The 26,877-nt window shown below is 43.1% G+C and carries 28 protein-coding genes; 26 read left to right on the plus strand and 2 right to left on the minus strand.

Translation table 11 applies throughout. The features are described 5' to 3' along the window. The first annotated feature begins 97 nt into the window (after positions 1–97). The 13 genes from upp (at position 98) to BLR86_RS14615 (ending at position 12,000) form a co-directional block, all read left to right on the plus strand. Entirely contained in the window at positions 98–727 is a 630-nt protein-coding gene (upp, locus tag BLR86_RS14555) for a uracil phosphoribosyltransferase (RefSeq protein ID WP_090762669.1), read from the plus strand. A 296-nt stretch (positions 728–1,023) separates the two neighbouring features. Continuing rightward, the gene (locus BLR86_RS14560) at positions 1,024–2,031 is read left to right on the plus strand and encodes a nuclease-related domain-containing protein (RefSeq protein WP_254782338.1); all 1,008 of its coding nucleotides are present in this window, start codon (positions 1,024–1,026) and stop codon (positions 2,029–2,031) included. After that, on the plus strand, positions 2,028–4,217 hold the full coding sequence (locus BLR86_RS14565; RefSeq protein WP_090762673.1) for a S8 family serine peptidase: 2,190 nt from the start codon (positions 2,028–2,030) through the stop codon (positions 4,215–4,217). Before BLR86_RS14560 ends, BLR86_RS14565 begins: the two co-directional genes overlap by 4 nt. A 334-nt stretch (positions 4,218–4,551) precedes the next feature. Beyond that, a complete protein-coding gene (locus BLR86_RS14570; RefSeq protein WP_090762675.1) occupies positions 4,552–4,773 on the plus strand; it encodes an AtpZ/AtpI family protein in 222 nt (73 codons plus the stop codon). 7 nt (positions 4,774–4,780) lie between these two features. Beyond that, complete coding sequence (locus BLR86_RS14575) at positions 4,781–5,155, plus strand: ATP synthase subunit I (protein ID WP_090762677.1); 375 nt, start codon at positions 4,781–4,783, stop codon at positions 5,153–5,155. A 23-nt stretch (positions 5,156–5,178) separates the two neighbouring features. Continuing rightward, the gene (gene atpB / locus BLR86_RS14580; RefSeq protein WP_090762679.1) at positions 5,179–5,889 is read left to right on the plus strand and encodes a F0F1 ATP synthase subunit A; all 711 of its coding nucleotides are present in this window, start codon (positions 5,179–5,181) and stop codon (positions 5,887–5,889) included. A gap of 74 nt (positions 5,890–5,963) precedes the next feature. Then, entirely contained in the window at positions 5,964–6,176 is a 213-nt protein-coding gene (gene atpE / locus BLR86_RS14585; protein ID WP_059171849.1) for a F0F1 ATP synthase subunit C, read from the plus strand. A 167-nt stretch (positions 6,177–6,343) separates the two neighbouring features. Continuing rightward, complete coding sequence (locus tag BLR86_RS14590) at positions 6,344–6,868, plus strand: F0F1 ATP synthase subunit B (RefSeq protein WP_090762681.1); 525 nt, start codon at positions 6,344–6,346, stop codon at positions 6,866–6,868. Then, complete coding sequence (locus tag BLR86_RS14595) at positions 6,865–7,401, plus strand: F0F1 ATP synthase subunit delta (protein WP_090762683.1); 537 nt, start codon at positions 6,865–6,867, stop codon at positions 7,399–7,401. Before BLR86_RS14590 ends, BLR86_RS14595 begins: the two co-directional genes overlap by 4 nt. 26 nt (positions 7,402–7,427) lie before the next feature. Then, the gene (atpA, locus tag BLR86_RS14600; RefSeq protein ID WP_090762685.1) at positions 7,428–8,936 is read left to right on the plus strand and encodes a F0F1 ATP synthase subunit alpha; all 1,509 of its coding nucleotides are present in this window, start codon (positions 7,428–7,430) and stop codon (positions 8,934–8,936) included. A gap of 130 nt (positions 8,937–9,066) precedes the next feature. Then, positions 9,067–9,924: an ATP synthase F1 subunit gamma gene (atpG, locus tag BLR86_RS14605; protein WP_090762687.1), complete on the plus strand. Its 858-nt coding sequence runs from the start codon at positions 9,067–9,069 to the stop codon at positions 9,922–9,924. 219 nt (positions 9,925–10,143) lie between these two features. Next, positions 10,144–11,565 (plus strand): F0F1 ATP synthase subunit beta, encoded by a 1,422-nt coding sequence (gene atpD, locus BLR86_RS14610; protein ID WP_090762689.1) that lies wholly within the window; start codon positions 10,144–10,146, stop codon positions 11,563–11,565. Between the two features lie 21 nt (positions 11,566–11,586). After that, entirely contained in the window at positions 11,587–12,000 is a 414-nt protein-coding gene (locus BLR86_RS14615; RefSeq protein WP_090762691.1) for a F0F1 ATP synthase subunit epsilon, read from the plus strand. A gap of 102 nt (positions 12,001–12,102) precedes the next feature. On the opposite strand, the gene BLR86_RS14620 is transcribed toward BLR86_RS14615, so the two are convergent. Together BLR86_RS14620 and BLR86_RS14625 are read right to left on the minus strand one after the other, a co-directional pair. Further along, positions 12,103–14,040, minus strand: a complete 1,938-nt coding sequence (locus tag BLR86_RS14620; protein WP_090762693.1) for an FUSC family protein — start codon at positions 14,038–14,040, stop codon at positions 12,103–12,105. 236 nt (positions 14,041–14,276) lie between these two features. Then, a complete protein-coding gene (locus BLR86_RS14625) occupies positions 14,277–15,065 on the minus strand; it encodes an NAD(P)-dependent oxidoreductase (protein WP_090762695.1) in 789 nt (262 codons plus the stop codon). 398 nt (positions 15,066–15,463) lie between these two features. Between BLR86_RS14625 and BLR86_RS14630 the strand changes: the two genes are divergently transcribed. From BLR86_RS14630 to BLR86_RS14685, 13 genes are all read left to right on the plus strand, one after another. Then, complete coding sequence (locus BLR86_RS14630; RefSeq protein ID WP_090762697.1) at positions 15,464–15,691, plus strand: hypothetical protein; 228 nt, start codon at positions 15,464–15,466, stop codon at positions 15,689–15,691. After that, entirely contained in the window at positions 15,681–15,908 is a 228-nt protein-coding gene (locus tag BLR86_RS14635) for a hypothetical protein (RefSeq protein ID WP_090762699.1), read from the plus strand. The genes BLR86_RS14630 and BLR86_RS14635 overlap by 11 nt, the downstream gene beginning before the upstream one ends. A 755-nt stretch (positions 15,909–16,663) precedes the next feature. After that, a complete protein-coding gene (locus tag BLR86_RS26815; protein WP_302847220.1) occupies positions 16,664–16,789 on the plus strand; it encodes a hypothetical protein in 126 nt (41 codons plus the stop codon). A gap of 938 nt (positions 16,790–17,727) precedes the next feature. Then, positions 17,728–18,102 carry an NADH-quinone oxidoreductase subunit A gene (locus BLR86_RS14640; RefSeq protein ID WP_090762701.1) on the plus strand — a complete coding sequence of 125 codons (375 nt, stop codon included), beginning with the start codon at positions 17,728–17,730 and terminating at the stop codon, positions 18,100–18,102. Next, on the plus strand, positions 18,093–18,605 hold the full coding sequence (locus BLR86_RS14645; RefSeq protein WP_045518726.1) for a NuoB/complex I 20 kDa subunit family protein: 513 nt from the start codon (positions 18,093–18,095) through the stop codon (positions 18,603–18,605). The genes BLR86_RS14640 and BLR86_RS14645 overlap by 10 nt, the downstream gene beginning before the upstream one ends. A gap of 3 nt (positions 18,606–18,608) precedes the next feature. Beyond that, positions 18,609–19,853: an NADH-quinone oxidoreductase subunit C gene (locus tag BLR86_RS14650; RefSeq protein ID WP_090762703.1), complete on the plus strand. Its 1,245-nt coding sequence runs from the start codon at positions 18,609–18,611 to the stop codon at positions 19,851–19,853. Positions 19,854–19,856: 3 nt separating this feature from the next. After that, positions 19,857–20,957 (plus strand): NADH-quinone oxidoreductase subunit D, encoded by a 1,101-nt coding sequence (locus BLR86_RS14655; protein ID WP_090762705.1) that lies wholly within the window; start codon positions 19,857–19,859, stop codon positions 20,955–20,957. Further along, on the plus strand, positions 20,957–21,964 hold the full coding sequence (gene nuoH, locus BLR86_RS14660) for an NADH-quinone oxidoreductase subunit NuoH (protein WP_090762707.1): 1,008 nt from the start codon (positions 20,957–20,959) through the stop codon (positions 21,962–21,964). Before BLR86_RS14655 ends, nuoH begins: the two co-directional genes overlap by 1 nt. A gap of 113 nt (positions 21,965–22,077) precedes the next feature. Further along, positions 22,078–22,497, plus strand: a complete 420-nt coding sequence (nuoI, locus tag BLR86_RS14665; RefSeq protein ID WP_045518731.1) for an NADH-quinone oxidoreductase subunit NuoI — start codon at positions 22,078–22,080, stop codon at positions 22,495–22,497. Next, complete coding sequence (locus BLR86_RS14670; RefSeq protein WP_090762709.1) at positions 22,494–23,012, plus strand: NADH-quinone oxidoreductase subunit J; 519 nt, start codon at positions 22,494–22,496, stop codon at positions 23,010–23,012. Before nuoI ends, BLR86_RS14670 begins: the two co-directional genes overlap by 4 nt. After that, positions 23,009–23,323: an NADH-quinone oxidoreductase subunit NuoK gene (gene nuoK / locus BLR86_RS14675; RefSeq protein ID WP_090762711.1), complete on the plus strand. Its 315-nt coding sequence runs from the start codon at positions 23,009–23,011 to the stop codon at positions 23,321–23,323. The genes BLR86_RS14670 and nuoK overlap by 4 nt, the downstream gene beginning before the upstream one ends. A gap of 178 nt (positions 23,324–23,501) precedes the next feature. Then, complete coding sequence (nuoL, locus tag BLR86_RS14680) at positions 23,502–25,364, plus strand: NADH-quinone oxidoreductase subunit L (RefSeq protein ID WP_090762712.1); 1,863 nt, start codon at positions 23,502–23,504, stop codon at positions 25,362–25,364. Further along, positions 25,365–26,873, plus strand: a complete 1,509-nt coding sequence (locus BLR86_RS14685) for a complex I subunit 4 family protein (protein ID WP_090762714.1) — start codon at positions 25,365–25,367, stop codon at positions 26,871–26,873. The last annotated feature ends 4 nt before the right edge of the window (positions 26,874–26,877 follow it).

Genomic DNA, 26,877 nt, shown 5'->3' on the forward strand with positions numbered 1-26,877 from the left:
CGACAGTGGGGCCGATTTCTTTTTTATGTGTGTTGCTCATTGTAGTTTTTTTCTGTAAAATGATACGGAGTTAAATTTAATAAAAGGGGCGATCATTGTGGCAAAGGTATACGTCTTCGACCATCCACTTATTCAGCACAAGCTTACATACATACGTGATAAAAACACGGGAACAAAAGAGTTCCGCGAATTAGTAGACGAAGTGGCAACATTGATGGCATTTGAAATCACAAGGGATATGTCACTTGAGGATATCGAGATTGAGACACCTGTCTGCCTGACTAAATCAAAGGTATTATCAGGTAAGAAAATGGGCGTTGTCCCGATTTTGCGCGCAGGAATTGGTATGGTTGATGGGATTTTAAAGTTAATTCCGGCTGCCAAGGTGGGTCATGTCGGTTTATACCGAGATCCGGAAACATTACTGCCGGTGGAATACTACATCAAGCTTCCTAGTGACGTGGAAGAACGCGAATTCATCGTCGTTGATCCGATGCTCGCAACGGGCGGATCCGCCAATGTGGCGATCGATAGCTTGAAAAAGCGCGGCGCGAAACACATTAAGTTTATGTGTTTGATTGCGGCACCAGAAGGCGTGGAGGCAGTTAAGGCTGCGCACCCAGATGTGGACATTTATATTGCGGCATTAGATGAGAAGTTGAACGATCATGGATATATTGTACCTGGGCTAGGAGATGCTGGGGATCGGTTGTTTGGAACGAAATAATGGTTTTTTTGGGGCTGAGTAGACAAATTGTCTGCTCGGCTTTTTTATTTTTTCCATATATTGTATAAATTTGACTAGATTTTTTCCATATATTGTCTAAATGTACAAAAGGGGTTCAAAAATGTACAAAACCCCCATAAAAATGTACAAAACCTACGTAAAAATGTACAAAACTCCTCCCTCCCTGGATTCCCCCGATTAAAAGTTCACCAAATATCCTTATTTTTTAAAAGGAATTCGATATTTTTCTAAGAATTTAGACATTAACTTTAAAAAGAGGTGATGAAATCGTGATCATGTTGGAATTAATCGTTCCTGTTCAGGCGGAACAATGTATAGCTCTACTGAAAAGGATGCCAAAGGGCCATCCTGTAAGACCAACTGTAGAAAAGGATTTACGTTTGTGGCTGAAAGGGTATTATGGAGAATTAAATGTAGCTTATTATCTTTCATTTTTACCTGAAGACGAGTATTACATTTTTCATGGATTGCGTTTGATGGATAAAAAGTCATTCCAGATGGATTTACTACTGATCTCATCCAAATTTGCCTTAATCATCGAAGTGAAAAATATTTCAGGTAAATTGAAGTTTAATAAAGGATCGGACCTGATGACAAGGGAACTTAATAATCTTGAAGAAGGCATGGATAATCCAATTCAACAAGTCAAAAGGCATCATCTCCAATTTACTAACTGGTTGAAAAACAAGCAATTTAAGGGGATACCACTAGAACGCCTAGTCGTCATTAGCAAAACGTCTACCATTATTGAAACTACCCCGGATAACCTGCAAATTTTTCAAAAGCTGATCTACGCTGAATCACTGCTTGATAAAATTCGAGAATTAGAAGTTAAGTATACAAAGCCTCGAATCACCAAAAAAACTCTAACTCGATTATCAGATACCTTGTTACAAAACCACAAAATCGAAATTCCCGATGTCTTCCAAAAATATAACCTCAACCAATCAGATATCAAGCCAGGCGTTCAATGCCCAAAATGCGACAAATTTGGGATGGAGTACATATCAGCAAGTTGGCGATGCTCTAAATGTGAGTTCATCTCGAAGAAGGCCCATCTGCTAGCGATTAACGATTATTTCCTAATCCTAAATCAGTCGATTACAAGGAAACAGCTTGCTGCATTTCTGCAAATAGATCCAATGAAAGCGAGAAATATACTTCTCACGACCAATCTCCCCTCCACCGGCACAAAGCGTGGCACCAAATACTTTCTCCCAAAAAACTGTATATTTTCCCCTCATGATGAAAATAGTATGAAAAAAGGGGAATTTTTTACATGAAAAAATGGACACTGTTATTCGTACTGATTTTCTCCCTCCAAACGACAACTTCAGCGCGGTCACTTGAGACACCTCCGATACCGAAAGAACGGATTGCGATTGTGGTACTTGAAAGCCCGCAATCTCCACAGGACATTCAACAAATCATTAAACCCTATAAAGACATTCATGTGAGGCATGTTTTTCAAGAAGCGATTTACGGATTTTCCGTGGAAGGAAACCCGGAATCGATAGAAAAGCTAGCCCAACAGAACAGCAAACAAATCATCAGCGTTTCGCCCGTAAACCAATACAAGGTACAAACCGAGGAAAGTGTCAAAATTATTGGCGGTGAAGAGGTACGGGGGTATTTTGATAAAAATAATCGTCGCTTAACGGGCAAAGGAGTAAAAGTTGGGGTTATTGATACCGGAGTCGATTACACCCATCCGGATCTGCGAAGAAATTTTGCCGGTGGTCATGATCTCGTCGATAACGATAGGGACCCGATGGAAACAAAAACCCTAGGAAGAGCAACGGTTCATGGCACCCATGTGGCCGGAATTATTGCGGCGAATGGAAAATTGATGGGAGTCGCACCGGATGCGAAAATTCTGGCGTACCGTGCACTCGGACCTGGCGGTGGGGGAACAACGGAAAATGTACTTGCGGCCATCGAGCAGGCAATCAAGGACAAAGTCGATATTGTGAATCTCTCGCTTGGGAACGATATCAATGGTCCTGATTTGCCAATCAGCCTGGCATTGAACAGAGCAGTTGAAAAAGGGATTGTTGCGATTGCGGCTTCAGGAAATTCTGGTCCCAATGTATGGACGGTTGGTTCACCGGGGACAGCCTCTAAGGCCATTTCCGTTGGTGCTTCGACACCGACGATGGAAATCCCTTACATATTAATAGAAGGAATACGGGAAAAAATTCGGATTCAGCCGTTGGAAGGGTCTGGTAGTTGGAACATCGATCGTTCTTTGTCGATCGTAGAGGGTGGAATGGGATCAAAAGCGGATCTAAAGGATGCTAGGGGAAAAATCGTTCTGATCAAAAGAGGGAAATTAACTTTTTCAGAGAAAACGATAAATGCCCGTGACGCAGGTGCGAAGGCGGTCATCATTTACAATAACTTGAGCGGAGGCTTCATGGGTAATCTGGAGGCGCCGATCGACATCCCAGTGGGCTCCATCACCAAAAAGGAGGGTGACCTTTTAAAAGGAAAACTCAATAGCTTGGCACAAATCTCGGTCACCCAGGAGAGGGATTTGCTTGCTGACTTCAGTTCGAGGGGTCCGGTGACCGACACATGGGAAGTGAAGCCAGATATTGTGGCGCCGGGGGTGGCAATCAACTCAACGATTCCTGGTGGATATCTTTCACTCCAAGGGACAAGTATGGCCGCACCACATGTGGCGGGAGCCTGTGCCCTCATTAAACAGGCGCATCCAGAGTGGACGCCGGATCAAATTAAAGCAGCTTTGATGAATACAGCAAAACCGCTAACGAATAACGGAAAACCGTATCGCACCTATGAGCAGGGGGCGGGTAGAATCCAGGTCAATGAAGCGGTGAAGGCAACTTCACTCGTCACGCCAAGTTCGCTTAGATTTGGCAAGTATGAAACAGAAGGGGATATTCATAGAGCTTTTTTACATGTTGAAAACAAAAATGATAAGCCAGTACGCTATACATTCGACATCCCGAAGCAAGCAGATGGATTAAATTGGCGGTTCCCGTTGGCATTTTCGCTTGACCCAGGCGAATCACGAGATGTTAAAATTGAATTAGAGGTGGATCCAGCGCAATTGAAGGGGAAAATCCATGATGGGTACTTGACTATTCATGCAGGGGCCAACACGATTCAAATCCCCTACATCTATGTCCTTGAAGAGCCAAACTACCCAAGGATAATGGGGTTTGACTTTAAGGATGGCGACCAGCAGGGAGCGTATCGTTATGAGGTTTACCTGCCAGGGGGTGCTGATGAGTTTGGAATTGCCCTTTTCCATCCAGAAGATTTCCGATTTGTTGGCTTTTTGGACACTGATCAGAACGTTAAAAAGGGATTAATCAGCAAGGTGATAACAGCAGAAAATCTTCCTCCTGAAGGAACCTATCTTGCCAAAGTCTTTGCAAAAAAGGCCGGAAAAGAGGATTTTATTGAAACGATGCTCGTGATTGGTGCAGGCGTTCGGTAATATAATTGGGGTGGTGCAGAAATAATGGACAAATGCACCGCCCAAAACCTATTTGTCACAAAATAGACACAATTACTACAAAAAATCAACCTAGTTTCCACTACAATTAAAGTGTTAACTTAACATTTAAATGGAAGAATTTACGCAGTATAGTTTGTGGTTAATTTCACGTAAATCCATTGACATTGAAGAATCGCTATTGTATGCTAACAAAGGATGTAAAATGAGAGGGTTTTCACATAATTTGACAGAATCCTCGGAATTTCTACTTATCTTCCATATATACATAACCTCGATTTTTTGATTGTATTCTCTAAGGTGAGGATGCGATAGTATGCGTAATGAAAACCGCAATCCGTTTCAAGCTTATGCTCTAATGTCTGCAATCCTGGCGTCCCTCGTTGGGTCTATTCTTATCGGTATATTTTTAGGCAGATGGCTGGATAAGCAGTGGGGCACAGAACCAATTTTCTTAATAGTTGGACTGTTTATAGGTTTAGCGGCAGGTATTTTCACAATGCTCGTTTCAATTCGCAAGTTTTATTCAGGAGATTAAACCAACCATGCCAGAATTTCAAACAATGTTTGCACGACAGCGAAAATGGATGTTTTTTTTATTGTCTTTTTATGTGCTTGGTTGGGGGTTCACTGCTTATCAATCAATCTTTCTTGGATTGATTCTTGGGACAAGTTTGAGCCTCTTTAATTTGTGGTTGATGGCGCGAAAAATTGACAAATTTGGCCAAGCAGCTGCTGAAGGAAGAACGGTTCGTTCGCTGGGATCTTTTTCACGGATGGCGACCGGTGCTCTGGCGATTGTCATCACATTGAAGTATCCTGATCAGTTTCATCTCATTAGCGTGGTTATAGGATTAATGACATCCTACATTGTCATTATGATAGATTTTTTTATGCACAATTTTCATTCAGATAAATAGCGGGGGAAGCGAGGTGAATACTGTTGCATCACGAAGCTCCAATAGTTAAGTTTCTTGGACTCTATTTTAATTTGGCAAACATTTTGATGATCACCGTAGCAAGTGCGATTGTCCTTTTGATTGCCGTCCTATCTACTCGTAAGCTGGCCATGAAACCAACTGGAATCCAAAATTTCATGGAATGGGTCATGGATTTCGTAAAGAATATCATAAACAGTACGATGGATTGGAAAGATGGCGGACGATTCCAAATACTCGGAATTACCATCATCATGTACATCTTTGTATCAAACATGCTGGGACTTCCTTTCTCAGTCGTTATTGACGGAACTCTTTGGTGGAAATCACCAACTGCCGATCCGGCTATAACATTGACGTTGGCGACATTGGTTGTGGGACTATCCCATTTCTATGGCGTCAAAATGAAAGGCGCGAAAGCATATGGGAAGGAATTCTTTAAACCGTTCTGGTTTATGTTCCCAATCAAAATTATTGAAGAGTTTGCCAATACTCTGACTCTCGGTCTCCGTCTTTACGGAAACATTTATGCGGGGGAAATTTTATTAGGCTTACTTGCAACCGGGTTAGCAACCGGTGTGGGCGGAACACTTGTCGCCGCACTACCAATGCTCGTATGGCAAGGCTTCTCACTGTTTGTCGGTGCCATTCAATCATTTATATTCTGTATGTTAACAATGGTGTACTTAGCCCACAAAGTGAGCAGCGACCATTAAGATAAACCTGTTCAATTTTTTGAACAAAGAACTAAGAATTTATTTTTTCATACATTAAAGGAGGAAATTTTCAAATGGGTCTTATAGCAGCAGCAATTGCAATTGGTTTAGCAGCACTAGGTGCAGGTATTGGTAACGGTCTTATCGTATCAAAAACAGTAGAAGGTATCGCTCGTCAACCAGAAGCTCGCGGTATGCTTCAAACTACAATGTTCATCGGGGTTGCGTTAGTTGAGGCGATTCCTATCATCGCGGTTGTTATCGCGTTTATGGTTCAAGGTCAATAATCGAACGCGTTTTTCAGCAGCGTTTATGTAGATGGCGAAGATCATTCGTGAGAACCTTCGCCATTCGTTTATGTTTATTAATAAACATAAACCTTTGATTTCGACAATTATTTCGACTGATATAGAGGTTGTTTTAAGGGAAAGACCTTGAAAGGAGTGAACCCGCTGTGTTAACAAATAGTTTTGTATTGGGAGCAGCAGCCCATACCGGTGTAATGTGGGGAGATGTACTTTTCCAACTTGTCATGTTCATCATCTTAATGGCGTTGCTGAAAATATTCGCTTGGGGCCCATTAATGGGCATCATGAAACAGCGCGAAGACCATGTTGCTGGTGAAATTTCAGCTGCTGAACAAAGTCGCGGTGAAGCAAAGAAGCTATTAGAAGAGCAACGCTCCCTTTTAAAGGAAGCTCGTTCCGAAGCACAAGTGCTAATTGAAAATGCGAAAAAGCAAGGCGATATTCAGCGTGATGAAATCATTGCTGTTGCTCGCACTGAAGCAGAACGCATGAAAGAGTCTGCAAAGCTTGAAATTGAGCAGCAGAAAGAAAAAGCAGTTGCCGCTATTCGTGAACAAGTTGCTAGCTTGTCTGTCTTAATTGCTTCTAAAGTAATTGAAAAAGAATTAAATGCAGCAGACCAAGATAAACTCATTAACGAATATATTCAAGAGGCAGGAGATCCGCGATGAGCAACTCCATGGTAGCAAGACGCTATGCGTTGGCTCTTTTTCAAATCGCAAAAGAACAGCAGCTTCTTGGAGTAATAGAAGAAGAACTTCGTGTAGTGAGAGAAGTCTTTGTTTTCAACACAGATTTAAAAGCTGTTTTAAAGTCTTCAAAGCTTACGATTGATAGAAAAAAAGAGATTTTAAAAGCCGCTTTTAGCTCTGTTAATCCATATGTACTAAATACACTATTAATCTTGATTGATCGCCATCGTGAAGATGAGATCATTGAAGTAGCGAACCAATTCTTTGAACTCGCAAATGAGGAATCAGGGGTTGCTGAAGCTAAAGTTTACAGTACGCGTGAGCTAACAGACGCAGAACGCGATGCCATCTCTGCAACATTTGCTGCAAAGGTTGGCAAGAAATCACTCAGAATTGAAAATATCGTGGATTCCGAATTGCTCGGCGGCGTTAAGCTCCGAATCGGAAACCGTATATACGACGGTACTTTGCGCGGAAAGCTAGACCGTTTAGAACGTAAATTATTAAGCTAAGATTCGAAAGATTAGGGGTGAAACTCATGAGCATCAAAGCTGAAGAAATTAGTGCCCTGATAAAACAGCAAATTGAAAATTATCAGGCTGAAATTCAAGTGAGTGATGTCGGTACAGTTATCTCCGTTGGTGACGGTATCGCACGTGTTCATGGCCTCGACAATGTCATGGCTGGAGAACTTGTTGAATTTTCAAACGGCGTTATGGGTATGGCTCAAAACCTTGAGGCTAATAACGTTGGTATTATTATTCTTGGACCTTTCACTGAAATTAAAGAAGGTGACGAGGTTCGTCGTACAGGACGCATCATGGAGGTTCCGGTAGGTGAGGAACTAATTGGTCGTGTTGTAAACTCTTTAGGACACCCAGTTGATGGTATGGGTCCAATCAATACAACGAAAACTCGCCCTGTTGAGGCTGTAGCTTCAGGCGTTATGGCTCGGAAATCCGTTCATGAGCCATTGCAAACAGGTATTAAAGCGATTGACGCGCTTGTTCCAATCGGCCGCGGTCAGCGTGAGTTAATTATCGGAGACCGTCAAACAGGTAAAACATCTGTTGCCATCGATACAATCATCAACCAAAAAGGTCAAAACATGATTTGTATCTATGTTGCAATTGGTCAAAAGGAATCCACTGTACGTGGTGCAGTAGAAACTCTTCGTAAGTATGGTGCGTTAGACTATACAATCGTTGTAACAGCATCTGCTTCACAACCAGCTCCACTATTATTCTTAGCTCCATATGCAGGTGTTGCGATGGCGGAAGAATTTATGTATGCTGGCAAACACGTATTAATCGTATATGATGATTTATCAAAACAAGCGGCTGCATACCGTGAACTTTCTCTATTACTTCGCCGTCCTCCAGGTCGTGAAGCATATCCAGGGGATGTATTCTACTTGCACAGCCGGTTACTTGAGCGTGCAGCAAAATTGAACGACACACTAGGTGCTGGTTCTATTACTGCATTGCCATTTATCGAAACACAAGCAGGTGACGTTTCTGCTTATATCCCAACGAACGTTATCTCCATCACAGATGGACAAATTTTCTTACAATCAGACCTTTTCTTCTCCGGTGTACGTCCAGCGATCAACGCAGGTCTTTCCGTTTCTCGTGTAGGAGGATCCGCACAAATCAAGGCGATGAAGAAGGTTGCAGGTACACTGCGTCTTGACCTGGCTTCATACCGTGAATTAGAAGCATTTGCTCAGTTCGGCTCTGACCTTGATAAAGCAACACAAGCGAAGCTTAATCGTGGAGCTCGTACAGTTGAGGTTCTTAAGCAGGATATTCACAAGCCGCTTTCTGTTGAAAAGCAAGTTGCAATCCTTTACGCATTAACACGCGGATTCCTTGATGATATTCCATTAACGGATATCCGTCGTTTTGAAACAGAATACCATAATTGGTTAGACCACAATCGCAAAGACTTGTTAGACCATATTGTAACCACGAAGGACCTTCCTTCTGATGAAGATATGGCTGCTGCAATCAACGCCTTCAAAAAGACGTTCGCAGTTTCCGAATAAGTAGGGTCTGACATTAGTAAATTGTTGGAAAAGGGATGGTGAAGGGTGACAGGCACGGTTTTGGGTGCCTGTTACCCTTCACCGAACTGAACCCATCAAAACATTCTTTGTATGAGGGTGGTGAGAACCTATGGCTTCATTACGCGATATAAAATCTCGTATTAATTCAACGAAAAAGATGAGTCAGATTACGAAGGCAATGGAAATGACGTCCGCTGCGAAATGGAATCGTGGAGTTTTGAATGCAAAAGCATTTGTTCCTTACATGGAAAAAATCCAGGAAGTAACAGCTGCGATTGCCATCGGCAGTAAAGGCGTTAATCACCCAATGCTTCAATCTCGACCTATTAAGAAAACTGGATATATTGTCATGACATCTGACCGTGGACTTGCTGGTGCGTTTAACAGTAACGTCTTGCGTAAAGTGTACCAGGCCATTCAAGAACGTCATAAATCAACTGATGAGTTCGCGATTATTGCCATCGGTCGTGTTGCACGTGACTTTTTCGTCAAGCGCGGTATGAATGTAGCTCTCGAAATCGTCGGAGTTTCAGATCAGCCAAGTTTTGATAGCATTAAAGCCATGACTAGCGCTACCGTAGGAATGTTCTCAGACGGCACATTTGATGAACTTTATGTATATTACACGCACTATAAGAGTGCGATTACCCAAGAAGTAACAGAGAAGAAGCTTCTGCCGTTAACGGATATTTCCACAACAGCTAAGCTTACTTCATATGAATTCGAGCCATCTGCAGAAGAAATTTTAGAAGTTCTCCTGCCGCAATATGCTGAGAGCTTAATTTATGGAGCGCTATTAGACAGCAAAGCGAGTGAGCATGCTGCTCGAATGACAGCAATGAGAAATGCAACCGACAATGCTAAGGAATTAATTAAATCCTACTCATTATTCTACAACCGTGCCCGTCAAGCCGCGATTACCCAAGAACTAACAGAAATCGTCGGCGGTGCATCAGCGTTAGAATAGCCACCTGGCTGCTTGCGCTATCTTTTCGCGAGGGAAACACTCTTGCAAAACCAACTTTTTAAAAATGAACCCTATTTAGGGACCTTGATAAGTCCTGCCAAGAGGGAATGGTTTCAATGTTCCCGACTACATATCAGGACGATAACTAGTAAAGTGTGATTCACTGGGTTCCTTTTTAAATAAAGGGCTTTGTGAAAAAGTAAGTTAGGAGGGAAAATGATGAATAAAGGACGCGTTCTTCAGATTTTGGGTCCGGTTATTGACGTTAAGTTTGAAAACGGCCAACTTCCTGCGATTTATAATGCTTTAAGAATTGAGTATAAAGCGCAAAGCCAATCTGAAGTTGATATCAACTTAACTCTTGAAGTAGCCCTTCATTTAGGCGATGATACGGTTCGTACAATTGCAATGGCTTCCACTGATGGTGTTACGCGTGGAATGGAAGTTGCGGATACTGGTGCGCCAATTTCTGTACCAGTGGGTAACGTAACGCTAGGCCGTGTATTTAATGTATTAGGTGAAGTAATTGACCTAAATGAGGAAATTCCAGCGAGTGAGCGCCGTGATTCGATTCACCGTGAAGCACCAACGTTTGAAAATCTTTCTACTGAGGTAGAAATTCTTGAAACGGGTATTAAAGTAGTAGACTTGCTTGCTCCTTACATTAAGGGTGGTAAGATTGGTCTATTCGGTGGTGCCGGTGTAGGTAAAACAGTTTTAATCCAGGAATTGATCAATAACATCGCGCAAGAGCACAGCGGTATTTCGGTATTCGCTGGTGTTGGTGAGCGTACACGTGAAGGTAATGACCTTTATCATGAAATGACAGATTCAGGCGTTATCAAGCAAACAGCGATGGTATTCGGACAAATGAACGAGCCGCCAGGAGCACGTATGCGTGTTGCCTTGACTGGTTTGACGATGGCTGAATATTTCCGTGATGAGCAAGGACAAGACGTATTGTTATTCATCGATAACATTTTCCGTTTCACGCAAGCAGGTTCGGAAGTTTCGGCGCTATTAGGCCGTATGCCTTCTGCGGTAGGTTACCAGCCAACTCTTGCTACTGAAATGGGTAAATTAGAAGAACGTATTACATCTACTAAAACAGGTTCTGTTACTTCAATCCAAGCGATTTACGTACCAGCCGATGACTATACGGATCCGGCACCGGCTACTACTTTCGCTCACTTAGATGCAACAACGAACCTTGAGCGTAAGCTTTCTGAAATGGGTATCTACCCTGCGGTGGATCCATTGGCTTCGACTTCTCGTGCCTTGTCACCTCAAATTGTTGGTGAGGAGCACTATGAAATTGCCCGCCAAGTGCAACAAACTTTACAGCGTTACCGTGAATTACAGGATATCATTGCCATCCTTGGTATGGATGAGCTTTCTGATGATGATAAGTTGACCGTACTCCGTGCGCGTCGTGTTCAGAACTTTTTATCACAGAATTTCCATGTTGCTGAACAGTTTACTGGCCAGCCAGGATCTTATGTACCTGTTAAGGAAACGGTTCGTGGATTCAAGGAAATCCTTGATGGTAAGTATGACCACCTTCCTGAAGATGCATTCCGCTTAGTTGGACGTATTGAGGATGCAGTGGAAAGTGCAAAACGCATGGGTGTAGAGGCCTAAAGCCTGTCAGGAGGGTAAAAAATGAAGACGATTAAAGTCAGTGTTGTTACTCCCGATGGCCCGGTGTATGAGTCAGATGTGGAAATGGTAAGTACGAAGGCTCAAAGTGGTGAATTAGGTATTTTACCAGGGCATATTCCAATGGTTGCTCCGCTTGCGATTGGGGTTGTGCGCCTCAAGAAATCTGAGAGCAAACAGCCGGATCTTATTGCGGTGAGCGGCGGTTTCCTTGAAGTTCGTCCTGACCAAGTAACAATCCTCGCGCAATCTTCTGAAAAAGCAGAGGATATCGACGTGGAACGTGCTTTACGAGCAAAAGAACGTGCCGAGCAGCGTATGAAAGAGCAAAAGGTGGAAGACATCGACTTCCGTCGTGCCGAGCTTGCTCTGCAGCGTGCCGTCAATCGCCTTGCAGTATCGCAGGGTAAAATGTAATGATATGAAAAACCCCCACTTAGTGGGGGTTTTTGTTGTATGGGGGCTCGGATGGTGTTTGGCACGTAAATAGTAGAATCTCTGGTATCTTTTATACAATGTTTACATTTTTCTATTATTGTCATGGAGAGATTTTTGCAACTGAATGATCTCATTCTGTATATTTGGGAACGATTCAATTTCAGGAACGATTTTAATGCTGGACGACTGTTTTCGTCCGGCAGCAATGGCCATCGTTTCACAAACATACAGCAGTTGGGCAAGCTTTTCCTCTGAAAGAATTGGGCGATTTACTACTTTAGAGCAATTTTCTAAAAAATACCCTAATCGTTCTATGGAAAATATAATTGGCCAATAATACTCCAACGCCTTATGATTGACCGGGATCTCACCAGCAGCTGTAGTATAGAGTGTTTTTAACGTAATGATATTTGTTTGCATTTTTTTAATTTCACTGCTTTCTTTGACATTCAATCCTACACTTTGGTCAGAGAAAAGGAGTAATAAAAATTGTGCTTGACTTCGGATGCTTTTGGTTACTAAATGAGGTAGCCGGCTAGAGGCAGACCTTCTCCCTACAAACCATACTCCAATTAAGCCGATGGCAGTCCCGATTAGGACATCCATTAATCTAGCTGAAGCAAAATAAGAAAAACTAAAATCTCCATGACTTGTGCTTTCAGCCATAAGCAATGCATTCGGTGTGAAGAACAGTGCAGCTAACCCGTAATTTTTCACAATAAAAAGCTCAGTAATAAACGTCAATAGTAGAATGAAAAGAGCAATGATGTATCCATATGGTTGTGTAGCAAGAATGAAGCTAGCAATTAGAATACCCACAATTGTACCCAATCCTCTTTGAATCGCACGATGATAGGTAGAAACAATCGTTGATCCTGACATAACTGCAACACATGATAAAGGCACCCAGTAGGAGCGGGCTAAATTAAATTGATAGGCGATAATCGCCGCGATGATTGTTACGACACAGAAACGTAATGCAGATATAAATACAATTGAATTTTTGTCAAATGCTCCACCAAAAATCGCCTTAAGTGATGGTTTAGAAATTCGTATCACGTTATTAATTTTTGATGTTGGTTCATTCATGATCGCATCTGCATCATATATTTTTTTGAATAATGCAGCAACATTTTCATTGATACCTTCTGGCTGGAGGACTTTTTTACAAACCTGTTTATCCTTATTGTCCAGAGAAAACATCATTTCTCGGATCGTTTGCCCTAGTTCCGGTGGTAATTTTGAATGAGCCTCTGAAAAATTGTCGAGAATATACAAAAATATTTGGTTTGCATGATCATTCAATACATACAGTCGATTAAATAAATCCGTTTCTCTCCAAGGAATATACCCCGCTGCAAGTGTTTCCTCTGCTTCTTTTAAAACGGACATGACTCGATTCTTAGACTCATTAAACCTCTTTGTACCAACTGAATCAACAAATGCAGCAAGTTCTATATAAACTCTTTTTACTACACCTGTTTCAGGTCCATGAGGATTAAAGAACCAACCAAGCATTGCAATGACCCACGATAATGTCCCACCTAAAAAAACGAGGCCAGCCCGTATTGGGGCAAGTTCTGGATGAACAGGCATACCTGTTGTCATCGCAAAGACTAAAACGAAAAAAATAGCAGATGGCCCAGCAATTCGTAATGCTCCAAAAATAAAAATAGCGGTAGCTCCGATAATCCCCATCAAAATTGCTATTGCAAGCGGGTAAGGGGCAGCAACTGTCCCAAGTGCTGAAACCAACGTCATACCAAGTACAACAAAAAATAGCTTTTGAGCATTTTGAGCATAGGGAATATTGAAAAAGTAAAGGTAGGTGAATCCCCCCATCCCAGCGATCAACCCATATTCGAAATTGCCAAGCAATAATCCAATCATGACTGGCAAGGCTGCAGCTACTCCTGCACAAAAGGCTTTAACCCAAGGAAACGGCTTTTGATTCACACTCATGGCCTGTTTTAAAAGAGATGGGGAGGTAGCAGAAATTGATTTATTTGTTTCTCTCATACGATGGCTCCTTAAAAAAATATGTATGGCGACATCTGAACAGTTTTTGAATCTTCATCATGACGTAAAAGGCACCAGATTTTTGACTACTATTAAATATAGTAACCACCCACCCAACTTATCATGAAAAGATTTTTGTTATCTTAAGCAAATAAGGAAAGCATTCTGTTCAGGCACAGAACACTTTCCTAGTAAAGAGAGTGTATAATCAACAATAAATTGGTAACTTTATTTAATTATTTGGCTTCTGGTTTCTCTTTTCCCATTGAGTCAAATAATTGTGTAGAGGATAAGGCATTGAATGGTAACGATACATTGTGTTTAAGCCCTTCATTATAAGCCGCTTTTAAGTCTTTAAGTAGAACGGCTAAGGCAGTGTCTGCAGTCCACTCAGAAACATCGCTCCAATTTCTAACTACCCAGCTATCACCTGTACTAACTTTTAATAAGTTTAATAACTCTTCTTCAGGTAAGTTATAGTGTTTACCTAATTTTAAACCTTCAGCGACAGTGTTCATGTTCACACCTAGAATCATATTATTCACTAATTTTGCTACTTGGCTGTTACCTGGTTCCGCACCATAGTAAAATGTATTCGATCCAATCGCATCAAAGTATGGTTGGAATGATTTTACAATATCTTCTGAACCTGATGTCATAATCGATAAGGTTCCTGCTTGTGCACCTGAAGCACCACCGCTTACTGCAGCGCTAATTAATCTCAAATCACTTTCCTCTTCGACTTTTTTTCCTAATTCATTCATGGTATCAGGGTCAAGTGTACTCATGACAATAATGGTTTTATTTTTAGGTTGGGCAGATAATAGAGCACCTTCACCAAAAATAATATCAACATTTTGGGCATAGTCACGAACCATTGAAATAATTGCCTCGTCGGCTTGTTCAGCCACTTCTTTTAACGTTTCTACCATTGTGAATCCCGCAGCTTCTGCCTTCTCGTAAACACCTTTATAAGCATCATAACCGATTACTTCAAAACCAGCTTTCTTTAAATTTACTGCCATTGGGAAGCCCAAGGTAAGGATTAGGGGTTAGATGTATTAATTGGAATATAGGGGTTTTTAAAGATTAATAGGGAAGGAAAAATGGTGATGGCCAGTCTTGCGACTGGCCTTTTGGAGTGAATTTTGTGGTGTGAATTGATTAGGCAGGTAAACAAAGGGGTTTGGCAGGTGAAATGGAATTTTGGCAGATAAGGGCTCTAAAATGGCAGGTGGGGGGATCTATTTGGCAGGTAAGGATTAGGGGTTAGATGTATTAATAGGAATATGGGGGTTTTTGAAGATTAATAGGGAAGGAAAAATGATGATGGCCAGTCTTGCGACTGGCTTTTTGGAGTAAATTTTGGGGTGTGAAATGATTAGGCAGGTAAACAAAGGGGTTTGGCAGGTGAAATGGAATTTTGGCAGATAGGCGCTCTAAAATGGCAGGTGGGGGGATGTATTTGGCAGGTAAGGATTGGGGGCTAGACGTATTAATAGGAATATGGGGGTTTTTGAAGATTAATAGGGAGGGAAAAATGATGATGGCCAGTCTTGCGACTGGCTTTTATAGTCATTTTTGGGAGATTGAATTGATTAGGCAGGTAAACAAAGGTATTTGGCAGGTGAAATGGAATTTTGGCAGATAGGCGCTCTAAAATGGCAGGTGGGGGGATGTATTTGGCAGGTAAGGATTGGGGGCTAGACGTATTAATAGGAATATGGGGGTTTTTGAAGATTAATAGGGAGGGAAAAATGATGATGGCCAGTCTTGCGACTGGCTTTTATGGTCTTTTTTGGAGGATTGAATTGATTAGGCAGGTAAACAAAGGGGTTTGGCAGGTGAAATGGAATTTCGGCAGATGAAAGCTCTAAAATGGCAGGTGGGGGGATCTATTTGGCAGGTAAGGATTAGGGGCTAGACCTATTAATAGGAATATGGGGGTTTTTAAAGATTAATAGGGAAGGAAAAATGATGATGGCCAGTCTTGCGACGGGCTTTTATGGTCCTTTTTGGGGGATTGAATTGATTAGGCAGGTAAACAAAGGGGTTTGGCAGGTGAAATGGAATTTTGGCAGATGAAAGCTCTAAAATGGCAGGTGGGGGGATCTATTTGGCAGATAAGGATTAGGGGCTAGACGTATTAATAAGAATATGGGGATTTTTAAAGATTAATAGGGAAGGAAAAATGATGATGGCCAGTCTTGCGACTGGCTTTTACGGTTTAATTTTGGGGATTGAATTGTTAGGCAGGTAAACAAAGGGTTTTGGCAGGTGAAATGGAATTTTGGCAGATGAAAGCTCTAAAATGGCAGGTGGGGGGATCTATTTAGCAGGTAAGGATTAGTGGCTAGATGTATTAATAAGAATATGGGGGTTTTTGAAGATTAATAGTGAAGGAAAAATGGTGATGGCCAGTCTTGCGACTGGCTTTTACGGTTTAATTTTGGGGATTGAATTGTTAGGCAGGTAAACAAAGGGTTTTGGCAGGTGAAATGGAATTTTGGCAGATAAGGGCTCTAAAATGGCAGGTGGGGGGATCTATTTGGCAGGTAAGGATTAGTGGCTAGATGTATTAGTAGGAATATGGGGGTTTTTGAAGATTAATAGGGAGGGAGAAATGACGATGGCCAGTCTTGCGACTGGCTTTTATAGTCATTTTTGGGGGATTGAATTGATTATTCAGGTAAACAAAGGGGTTTGGCAGGTGAGGGGATCTATTTGGCAGGTAAGGATTAGGGGCTAAATGTATTAGTTGGAATATGGGGGTTTTTGAAGATTAATAGGGAGTGAAAAATGACGATGGCCAGTCTTGCGACTGGCTTTTATGGTCTTTTTTGGAGGATTGAATTGATTAGGCAGGTAAACAAAGGGGTTTGGCAGGTGAAATGGAATTTCGGCAGATGAAAGCTCTAAAATGGCAGGTGGGGAGAACAATTTGGCAGGTAAGGATTCAGAGGTATAAGAATTTATGGGATCCATGGGGGAGTTCCACTCTTGCACCTGGACCATATAGGATTTTGGTAGGATGTTGATTATATTTATTCCTTTTTAATAGAAAGTTTTGAATGATTTGGTATATTGTGAATATGATGGTGTTGATGAGTGTATAAGCTTCCTAAGGAATTGTTGCATTGTTAGGTTGTGGATTTATTTTTTGTATATATGGTTACGATGTGGTGAAGGTTTTATGACAATTCTCACTGACATTCGTTGATATTTGTTGTTTAATGTCGATAGAGTCGAAGATATGGCTCTTGCGAGCCTATTGCTAGGCACGTCATCTTCCGCTCCGCTTCAGATCACGTGCATGAGTTCTAGTTTTTACAATTCGCTTTTGCGTCATCTCTGGAGTGATTTCTGGAAGGTTTCTCTGTGAGATCACGCAACGCTCAAGGGGCGGGGCCTTTGTGTCGTAACACCGGTTTCGGCCATAAATTGGAATTTCTATCGCCATGTGCTAACGCACATTGCGCTTCCGCTGTCGCTGCAGCTTGCAAAACTTCCCATGCCAAGGCGTTTTTGTGAGCGAGCTCCCAAACGCTTGGCATGGGAAGTTTTGCGGCGATGGAAATTCCAATTTTAATGAGGTGGTGTTGTCGACACAAGTTTGTAACAATGCTATAATGTTATCGGTTACAAGTTTAATTGTTGTGAAAATTTACAGCATTGGAGGGGATGGACATGGAACTTTTGAATGTATATCAGAATAATTATCTGATAGTTTTCGTGTTCCTATGTCTTGGGGTACTGCTACCAGTGGTGGCATTATATTTAGGTAAACTTTTGCGTCCTCATAAGCCGAGTGATGAGAAGTATACTACATATGAAAGCGGTATTGATCCATTTCACGATTCCCGTGTACAGTTCAATGTCCGCTATTATATTTTTGCCCTGATGTTTGTCATTTTTGATGTGGAAACTGTATTTTTATATCCATGGGCGGTTGCCTATGATAAGCTGGGTGTTTTTGCATTAATTGAGATGTTGATTTTCGTAGTTATGCTGTTGATTGGCTTAATCTATGCTTGGAAGAAGAAGGTGCTACAATGGATTTAAAACTAGATGACCTCTCGCCATTAGAAATGAAGGAATTAGAACGAAATGTATTTTTGGCAACGCTGGAGCAAATTAAGGCATGGGCGCGTAGTAATTCGTTGTACCCGATGACGTTTGGTCTGGCTTGTTGTGCGATTGAGATGATGGGTGTGGGTGGTGCGAACTATGACCTTGACCGGTTTGGATCGTTTTTCCGGACGTCTCCAAGACAATCGGATTGTATGATTGTATCTGGAACCGTTACGAAAAAAATGGCACCGATTATCCGTCGATTGTATGATCAAATGCCGGAGCCGAAGTGGGTAATTGCGATGGGCTCTTGTGCGACTGCAGGCGGACCGTATGTAAAGTCGTATTCGGTGGTAAAGGGCGTTGACCAAATTGTCCCTGTTGATGTTTATATTCCTGGATGCCCGCCAAACCCGGCCGCATTAATTTATGGAATTAATAAATTAAAGGAAAAGATCCGCTATGAAGCGAAGACTGGGAAGAAGGTGATCTAACCGATGAGCGGGGAGAAGAATCTCGACCAATTAAAAAGAGAAGCAGCTGAAAAAGCGAAGGCGGCGGCATTGGCGAAGCGTCAGGCGAAAGCAGCAGGAGAGTCTCCGGGTGCTTTAAAGCAGGAGGACAAACCTTCTGAACAAGCGCTTGTTCAGGATGAAAAACCAGCTGAAGCAGCCACAGCCGAAACAGCTCAAACACAGCCAACTCAACCAGCAGAAACGCCTGCAGGAGCTGAAGATGGCGCAGACCTTGCCAAGAAAAAGGCAGCAGCGGTAGCGAAGGCAAAAGCAGCGGCAGCAGCCAAACGCAAAGCGATGGAGCTGGCAGGTGGAAATGCACCGGCTGAAGAAACGCCAGCAGCTGAAACTAGCGAAGACGGCGACGATTTGGCGAAGAAAAAAGCGGCAGCAGTAGCGAAAGCAAAAGCAGCGGCAGCAGCCAAACGCAAAGCGATGGAGCTGGCAGGTGGAAATGCACCGGCAGAAGAAACACCAGTAGCTGATACCAGCGAAGATGGCGACGATTTGGCGAAGAAAAAGGCAGCAGCGGTAGCGAAGGCAAAAGCAGCAGCAAAAGCCAAAGCAGCAGCAGCGGCAAAGGCTAAGGCAGCAGGAACCGGTGACGCAGACACTGCGGCCATGGGAGACGATGAAAAAGCGAAGGCCAAGGCAGCGGCAAAAGCCAAAGCGGCAGCGGCCGCCAAGGCGAAAGCAGCTGGAAAACCAGGCGTCGCAACAACAACTGAAACAGCACCAGCTACTCCATCACCGAACCAGCCTGTCTTAGATAGATACAGGAAGGCCATTGAGGAAAACCTGGGTTCTGATGTTTTAGAAGACTCTTATATTAATAAATTATCTAAAGATGTTCCGACACTGGTTGCGAAGAAAGATACATATTTCAAGGTAGCTCAATTTTTAAAATATAATGAGCTCCTAGGCTTCGATTATCTATCTGAGCTGCATGGAACAGATTTTGTTACACATATGGAAGTATATGTTCACTTATTCTCATACAAAAATCGCCAATCAGTGGCGTTAAAAGTGAAAATTGACCGCGATGAACCAACAATCGAGTCCTTGCAGCCAATTTGGGCAGGAGCCAACTGGCCTGAATGCGAAGCTTATGATTTACTAGGAATTAAGTTTACCGGACATCCGAATTTACATCGGATTTTGCTAGGAGAAGATTGGGTTGGCCATCCACTGCGTAAAGATTATGAACCGTATGATGTGGAGGTGTAGCCAATGATCAGAACAGAAGAAATGCTGCTTAACGTCGGTCCGCAGCATCCAAGTACGCACGGAGTATTCCGGCTAGTAGTTAAAATTGATGGGGAAGTCATAACCGAAGCAACGCCAGTCATCGGTTATTTACACCGCGGAACGGAAAAAATTGCTGAAGATTTGCAGTATACGCAAATTATTCCTTATACTGACCGGATGGACTATTTGTCCGCGATGACCAACAACTATGTCATCTGTCACGCCGTCGAAACGATGATGGGCATTCAAGTTCCAGAGCGTGCTGATTTCCTTCGTGTCATCGCGATGGAATTGGGCAGGGTCGCCAGTCACCTGGTTGCCTGGGGTACCTATATCCTTGACCTTGGTGCGACAAGCCCGTTCATCTATGCGTTCCGTGACCGTGAAATGATTATCAATATGCTTAATGAATTATCAGGTGCTCGCTTGACCTTCAACTATATGCGTGTTGGCGGGGTGAAGTGGGATGCTCCAGAAGGCTGGATCGATGGAGTTAAGGAATTTATTCCTTATATGCGCGAACAGCTCAAGGGCTATCACGACCTCGTATCTGGAAATGAAATCTTTTTAGACAGGGTAAAAGGGGTTGGCGTTTATTCAAAAGAAGATGCCATCAACTATTCACTGAGCGGTCCGAACCTGCGCAGTACCGGCGTGAAATGGGACCTTCGGAAGGATGAGCCATATTCCATCTATGACCGCTTTGACTTTAATGTCGTGACCAAGGAAACGGGCGATTGCTTGGCCCGCTACCATGTGCGCCTAGAGGAAATTGAAGAATCATTGAAAATCCTTGAGCAGGCTTGTGAACAATTCCCTGCAGAAGGCGAAATTATGGCGAAAGTGCCAAAAATAATCAAGGCACCAAAAGGGGAAGCCTTTGTAAGAATCGAAGGTCCACGCGGAGAAATTGGCTGCTATATTGCTAGTGATGGTAAAAAAGAGCCGTACCGTTTGAAGTTTAGAAGACCTTCATTCTATAATCTGCAAATTCTTCCGAAATTATTAATAGGTGAAAATATTGCAAACTTGGTTGCTATTTTAGGGGCAGTTGATATTGTCCTTGGGGAGGTGGACGGATAATGGTAGAAGAATTACTCCAATCCAGTCCAGGCTTAGCGAACTTTGGAATCTTCTTTTTATTGGGTGCAGTTTTACTATTAATCGTCTTAGGATTCGTAACCTATGGAATTCTAGCAGAACGTAAAGTTATGGGATACATGCAGCTGCGCCATGGTCCAAACCGAGTCGGTGGAAAATGGGGACTATTACAAACCGTAGCCGACGTTCTCAAGCTATTACTAAAAGAAGATATAATCCCTAAAGCAGCAGACAAACCATTATTTATCATAGCACCAGTCATTGCCTTTGCACCGTCATTCATGGTGCTGGCGACGATCCCGTTTACAGACAAATTTCAATTTGCCGATATCGGAGTCGGACTTCTCTATTATATTGCTATTTCCGGAATGACCGTTTTTGGAATGGTTCTCGGCGGTTGGGCTTCAAATAACAAATATGCTCTCTTAGGAGGCATGCGTGCAGCGGCCCAGATGGTTTCTTATGAAATTCCGCTCGTCATGTCCGTATTAGGAGTCATCCTCTTAACCGGAAGCTTAAACCTAAATGATATCGTCGCTCACCAGGATGACACAGCTTGGTTTATTCTTTTACAGCCGGTGGCATTTGTCGTGTTCTTCATCGCATCGATTGCCGAATTAAACCGGACACCATTTGACCTGCCAGAAGCTGAAAATGAATTAGTTGCCGGATACCATGTTGAATATTCAGGTTTCCGCTGGGCATTCTTCATGCTTGCCGAATATGTGTACTTATTCGCAATGTCCGCATTGATTACCGTCATCTTTCTTGGAGGCTGGCTGCCGCCTTTTGATTTCCTTGGCTTCATTCCAGGCGCAGTTTGGTTCTCAGTTAAATTCAGCGCTGTTGTCTTTGTTTATATCTGGCTGCGCAGTACGTTGCCGCGGTTTCGCGTTGACAGACTCATGGAGTTCGGCTGGAAAGTCCTGTTCCCAGTCGCACTAGCCAACATATTCTTAACAGCCCTAATCAAAACATTATTTTTTTAAGTGATTTTTTTGAAAAAGGAACCTTTTGGGGCGTTCGCGTTGAGCACAGTCCTTAAAGGGGTTAACCATACGAATGTAGATTGTATTTTTAAAATGAAAAAGGGGTGAAAAACGTGCTTGGATTTACAAAAGGCTTGAAATATACCCTAAAACAGCTAACTAAAGAAAAGGTAACCTATAAATATCCAGATGAGCCGCTTCCGCTGCCGGACCGCTTCCGCGGTATTCAGAAGTTCTATCCGGAAAAGTGCATCGTGTGTAATCAGTGCATGAACATTTGCCCGACAGAATGTATTGATTTAACGGGGAAAAAGCATCCGGATCCAACGAAAAAAGGGAAAATCATCGATACCTACGATATTAACTTCGAGATTTGTATCCTTTGTGACCTGTGTACGGAGGTTTGCCCGACAGAAGCGATTGTCATGACCAATAACTTTGAGCTAGCGTCATACAGCCGTGATATGTTATTTAAAAACCTTGAATGGTTAGATGAGAACGACGAAAACGTACGGCAGGTGAATAAACCATGACATTATCAGGCGAGTTTATCGCATTTATGGGCCTCGCACTTGTAGCGATCATTGGCGGTGTCCTGTTATTAAACCTTACTAAAGTCGTGCATATGGTCGTTGCCCTGATCTTCACCTTCGTTGCCATTGCTGGAATTTATGTAGTACTGTCAGCAGAATTTGTAGCGGCAGTACAGGTGTTGATTTATTCTGGTGCGATTACGATTATCATGTTGTTTGGAATCATGTTAACGAAGCACGATGATGAAGGGGAAACCACCACAGGCAAGTGGAGAAAGATCTTTATTTTTCTAGGCGTAATGGGCTTTGCAGTCGCGGTGTACATTGGAATTTACGATTTCAACGTCGTCCAGGTTCCAACAGACCTGCATGTAGACAATACATTGAAAATTGGGGAAGCCCTTTATTCTAAATGGGTGATTCCATTTGAATTAACATCTGTTTTACTATTGGTTGCACTTGTTGGATCGATTGTTCTAGCAAAGAAAGAAAAGAAGGGGGATGGTAAGGAATGAGTTCAGTTCCTGCTTCAGCCTTCTTGGCACTCGCACTGATTTTATTCTGTATCGGTTTATACGGGGCACTGACAAAAAGAAACACCGTCATCATCCTCATCTCAATCGAACTCATGCTGAATGCCGTTAATATTAACCTGGTAACCTTCAGCAAATACGGGGTGGTACCATCCATTACCGGACAAATCTTCGCATTGTTCACGATTAGCGTAGCCGCTGCAGAAGCAGCCGTCGGACTGGCAATCCTAATGGCCCTGTACCGCAACCGCAAAACCGTCAACATCGACGAAATGGATACAATGAAAAACTAATTGGCAGATAAATTTTTTTTCAACACTGCGGTGCCTGTCACCGCAAAAAGACACTGTCCGTCCCAGATGGACAAATTGGTAATTATTGGTATTATACTTCGTAGGTAGTGTCCGCCTCGGGTGGACACTGTCCACGAGAGGTGACAGGCACCATTTTTAAAAAAAGGGGATTGTGATGATGATGGAAAATGCATGGATCATACCGCTTTTCCCGCTATTATCGTTTTTGATTCTTCTTCTATTTGGTAAGCGCCTGAAGGATGCGAGTGCCTATGTGGGTATTCTCGCAACGCTTGCTGCGCTTGTGTATTCGTTGTTGGTGTTGTTCGAGCGTTTCTCGCAAAGCACGTTTAAAACTTCAACGGAGTGGCTCAGGATAGGAGATATTTCTTTAACAGCGGGCTTTGAAGTGAATCAATTGAATGCATTAATGCTTGTGATTGTCTCGCTCGTCAGCTTCCTGGTACATACATATTCGAAAGCGTATATGCACGGGGATGAGCGGTTTCCAGTATTCTATGCTTATTTAGGACTATTTACATTTGCGATGCTTGGCCTTGTCATCTCGCCAAACCTGCTGCAAACGTATATTTTCTGGGAGCTCGTCGGAGTAGGTTCCTTCCTCTTAATCGGATTCTATTTCAATAAAGAAGAAGCGAAAGCTGCGGCAAAAAAGGCATTTATTATGACCCGTATCGGAGACGTGGGTCTCTTAATCGGGATGATTTTACTATTTTGGCAAACCAATAGCTTCGAATATAGCGAAATCTTTCAGGCCGTCGAGGCTGGCGCTGTATCAAGCACCATGATTACCTTAACAGCGATCTTAATCTTCATTGGTGCTGTTGGTAAATCAGGTCAGTTTCCACTGCACACCTGGTTACCGGACGCGATGGAAGGTCCGACACCTGTTTCTGCGTTAATTCACGCGGCGACGATGGTTGCTGCTGGGGTTTACTTGGTTGCGGCACTTTTCCCGCTGTTCGCAGCGAGTGAAACAGCACTCCTAACAATTGCGATTATCGGTGCATTTACGGCAATTTTCGCAGCCAGCATCGGTCTTGTACAAACAGATATTAAACGCGTCCTAGCGTACTCAACGGTCAGCCAGCTCGGCTACATGATGCTTGCGCTTGGCTCTGCCGGTTATGTGGCTGGGGTATTCCACCTGATGACACATGCCTTCTTCAAAGCCTTGCTATTCTTAGCAGCTGGAAGTGTCATTCATGCGGTCCACACCCAAAACATCGAAGAGATGGGCGGGCTGTGGAAAAAGCTAAAGTTTACTGCACCACTATTCTTAATCGGAACACTCGCGATCAGCGGTGTACCATTGTTTTCAGGGTTCTTCAGTAAAGACGAAATTTTAATTGCAGCCTGGGAAGGCGGACATCCAGTCCTGTTCTTACTAGCGCTGGCAGCGGCCTTCATGACGGCATTTTACATGTTCCGCTTGTTCTTCATGGTATTTACCGGTGAAGCTCGCAGTCCATTGAAAAATGTTCACGAATCGCCAGCAACAATGACGTACCCAATGATTCTTCTTGGCGTGTTAGCGATCATCGCAGGTTATGTGCAGACTCCAATTAATCACAACCTGGGCGCATGGCTCGTTGACGGCAATGAAGCTCTCGGACATAGTCATATCGAAGGTCCAATTTGGATAATGATTGCAGCAACCGTCGTTTCCTTAGCAGGAATCTACCTTGCGTACTTGATTTACTACAAGCGTTCCGTCGCACGCAACTGGCTTTCAGGCAGCGGCGATACGCTGCACACGATTCTTACCAACAAATACTACATTGATGAATTCTATCAACTGTCAGTAGTTGCCATCACAAAAGGAATCAGCTACTTCCTGCGCTTCATTGATGAATTCCTTGTTGAGGGAATCATGAAAGGCGTAGCTGGAATTGTTCAAGGACTTGGAGCGGCCATGTCGAAGCTGCAATCCGGTCAAACTCAAACCTATGCAGCATTTGCCTTCGTCGGTCTCGCGCTCTTAGCGGTCATCTTTGTGTTAACAGGGGGGTACTTGTAAATGGATCTTTCTTTCGTTCTATCACTATTAGTATTCTCCCCGTTACTCGGTATCATCGTGTTAGCGTTCTTACCGAAAACACAGGAAAAATTACTTAAAATCGTCGGCTTCCTAGCCACGTTGCCTGCATTGGGAATCGCAGCCGGTCTTTATCTTCATTATCTATGGGGCAAGGATTTAAGCGACTTTGACGTTGCAAAAGATTGGATTACCTTCGGCGGCCTTCAAGGCACCGAAGCCGGTTATTGGGCAGTAAACTATGAACTTGGCGTCAGCGGATTAACGATGTTACTAGTCGTCCTGACAACGGTAGTAGCAACACTTGCAGCGATTGCCTCCATTTATATTAAACACGAATGGAAAGGCTATTTCATGCTGTTCCTATTACTAGAAATCGGCATGCTCGGCGTCTTTACCGCTGAAAACTTAGTGCTATTTTTCTTATTCTTCGAAATTACCTTAATTCCGACCTTCTTCTTAATCGGAAAATGGGGTTATTTTGAAAAAGAAAAAGCCGCTTACAGCTTCTTAATCTATAACGGTTTAGGCTCAGCTGTCCTGTTAATCGTGATTATGATTCTGTTTGCGAAAACAGGTACAACCAATATCAACATCTTAACGGAGATCATGAGCCATCCAAACATTCCGCTTTCGGGAGAGTTAAAATTAGGATTATTGATTGCCCTTTTAGTCGCTTTCGGCGTCAAATTGCCAATCTTCCCGTTGCACAGCTGGATGCTTCGTGTTCACGTACAAGCACCGCCATCGATTGTGATGATTCACTCTGGTATTCTATTGAAAATCGGTGCGTACGGCTTAATTCGTTTTGGAATGGGAATTTTCCCAGAGCAGTTTGAAACCCTTGCGGTAGTGCTAGCTGTCCTTGGAGTGATTAACCTCCTCTATGGAGCGTTCCTAGCGTTCATTCAAACAGATTTTAAAATGGTTTTGGCGTATTCATCGATTTCTCACATGGGAATCGTGTTAATCGGGTTAGCGGCGATGAACGAGGCAGGCATCCAAGGCGCAATTTTCCAAGTGGTCTCACACGGATTAATCTCAGCACTGTTGTTCTTCCTAGTTGGTGCCTTCTATGAGCGGACAGATACATCACTCATCGAGAACCTTGGCGGAATGGCAAAAGGGATGCCGATTGCTTCGGGCTTCTTGCTCGCAGGTGCACTCGCTTCTCTCGGCTTGCCAGGCATGTCCGGCTTCGTCAGTGAATTTATGGCATTCTTAGGCTTATTCGAAGAGATGCCTTGGATTGCCGCGGTCGGCTGCATCGGGATTATCATGACCGCTGTCTATTTATTACGTGCCGTGCTCGGCATTACGTACGGAAAGGCACACCGTGAATTTACAGGAGTCGTCGATATCAAAGGCGTCGAATGGGTTCCGGTCATCGTGCTGATTGCTTTAATTGTACTAATCGGAGTCGTACCAAGCGTTCTAAGCTCACCGCTGTCTGCCACTCTTGAAACGATTATGCTAGGGTTAGGAGGGTGATGAA

The sequence above is a fragment of the Bacillus sp. OK048 genome, assembly GCF_900103525.1.
Classification (GTDB): domain Bacteria; phylum Bacillota; class Bacilli; order Bacillales; family Cytobacillaceae; genus Neobacillus.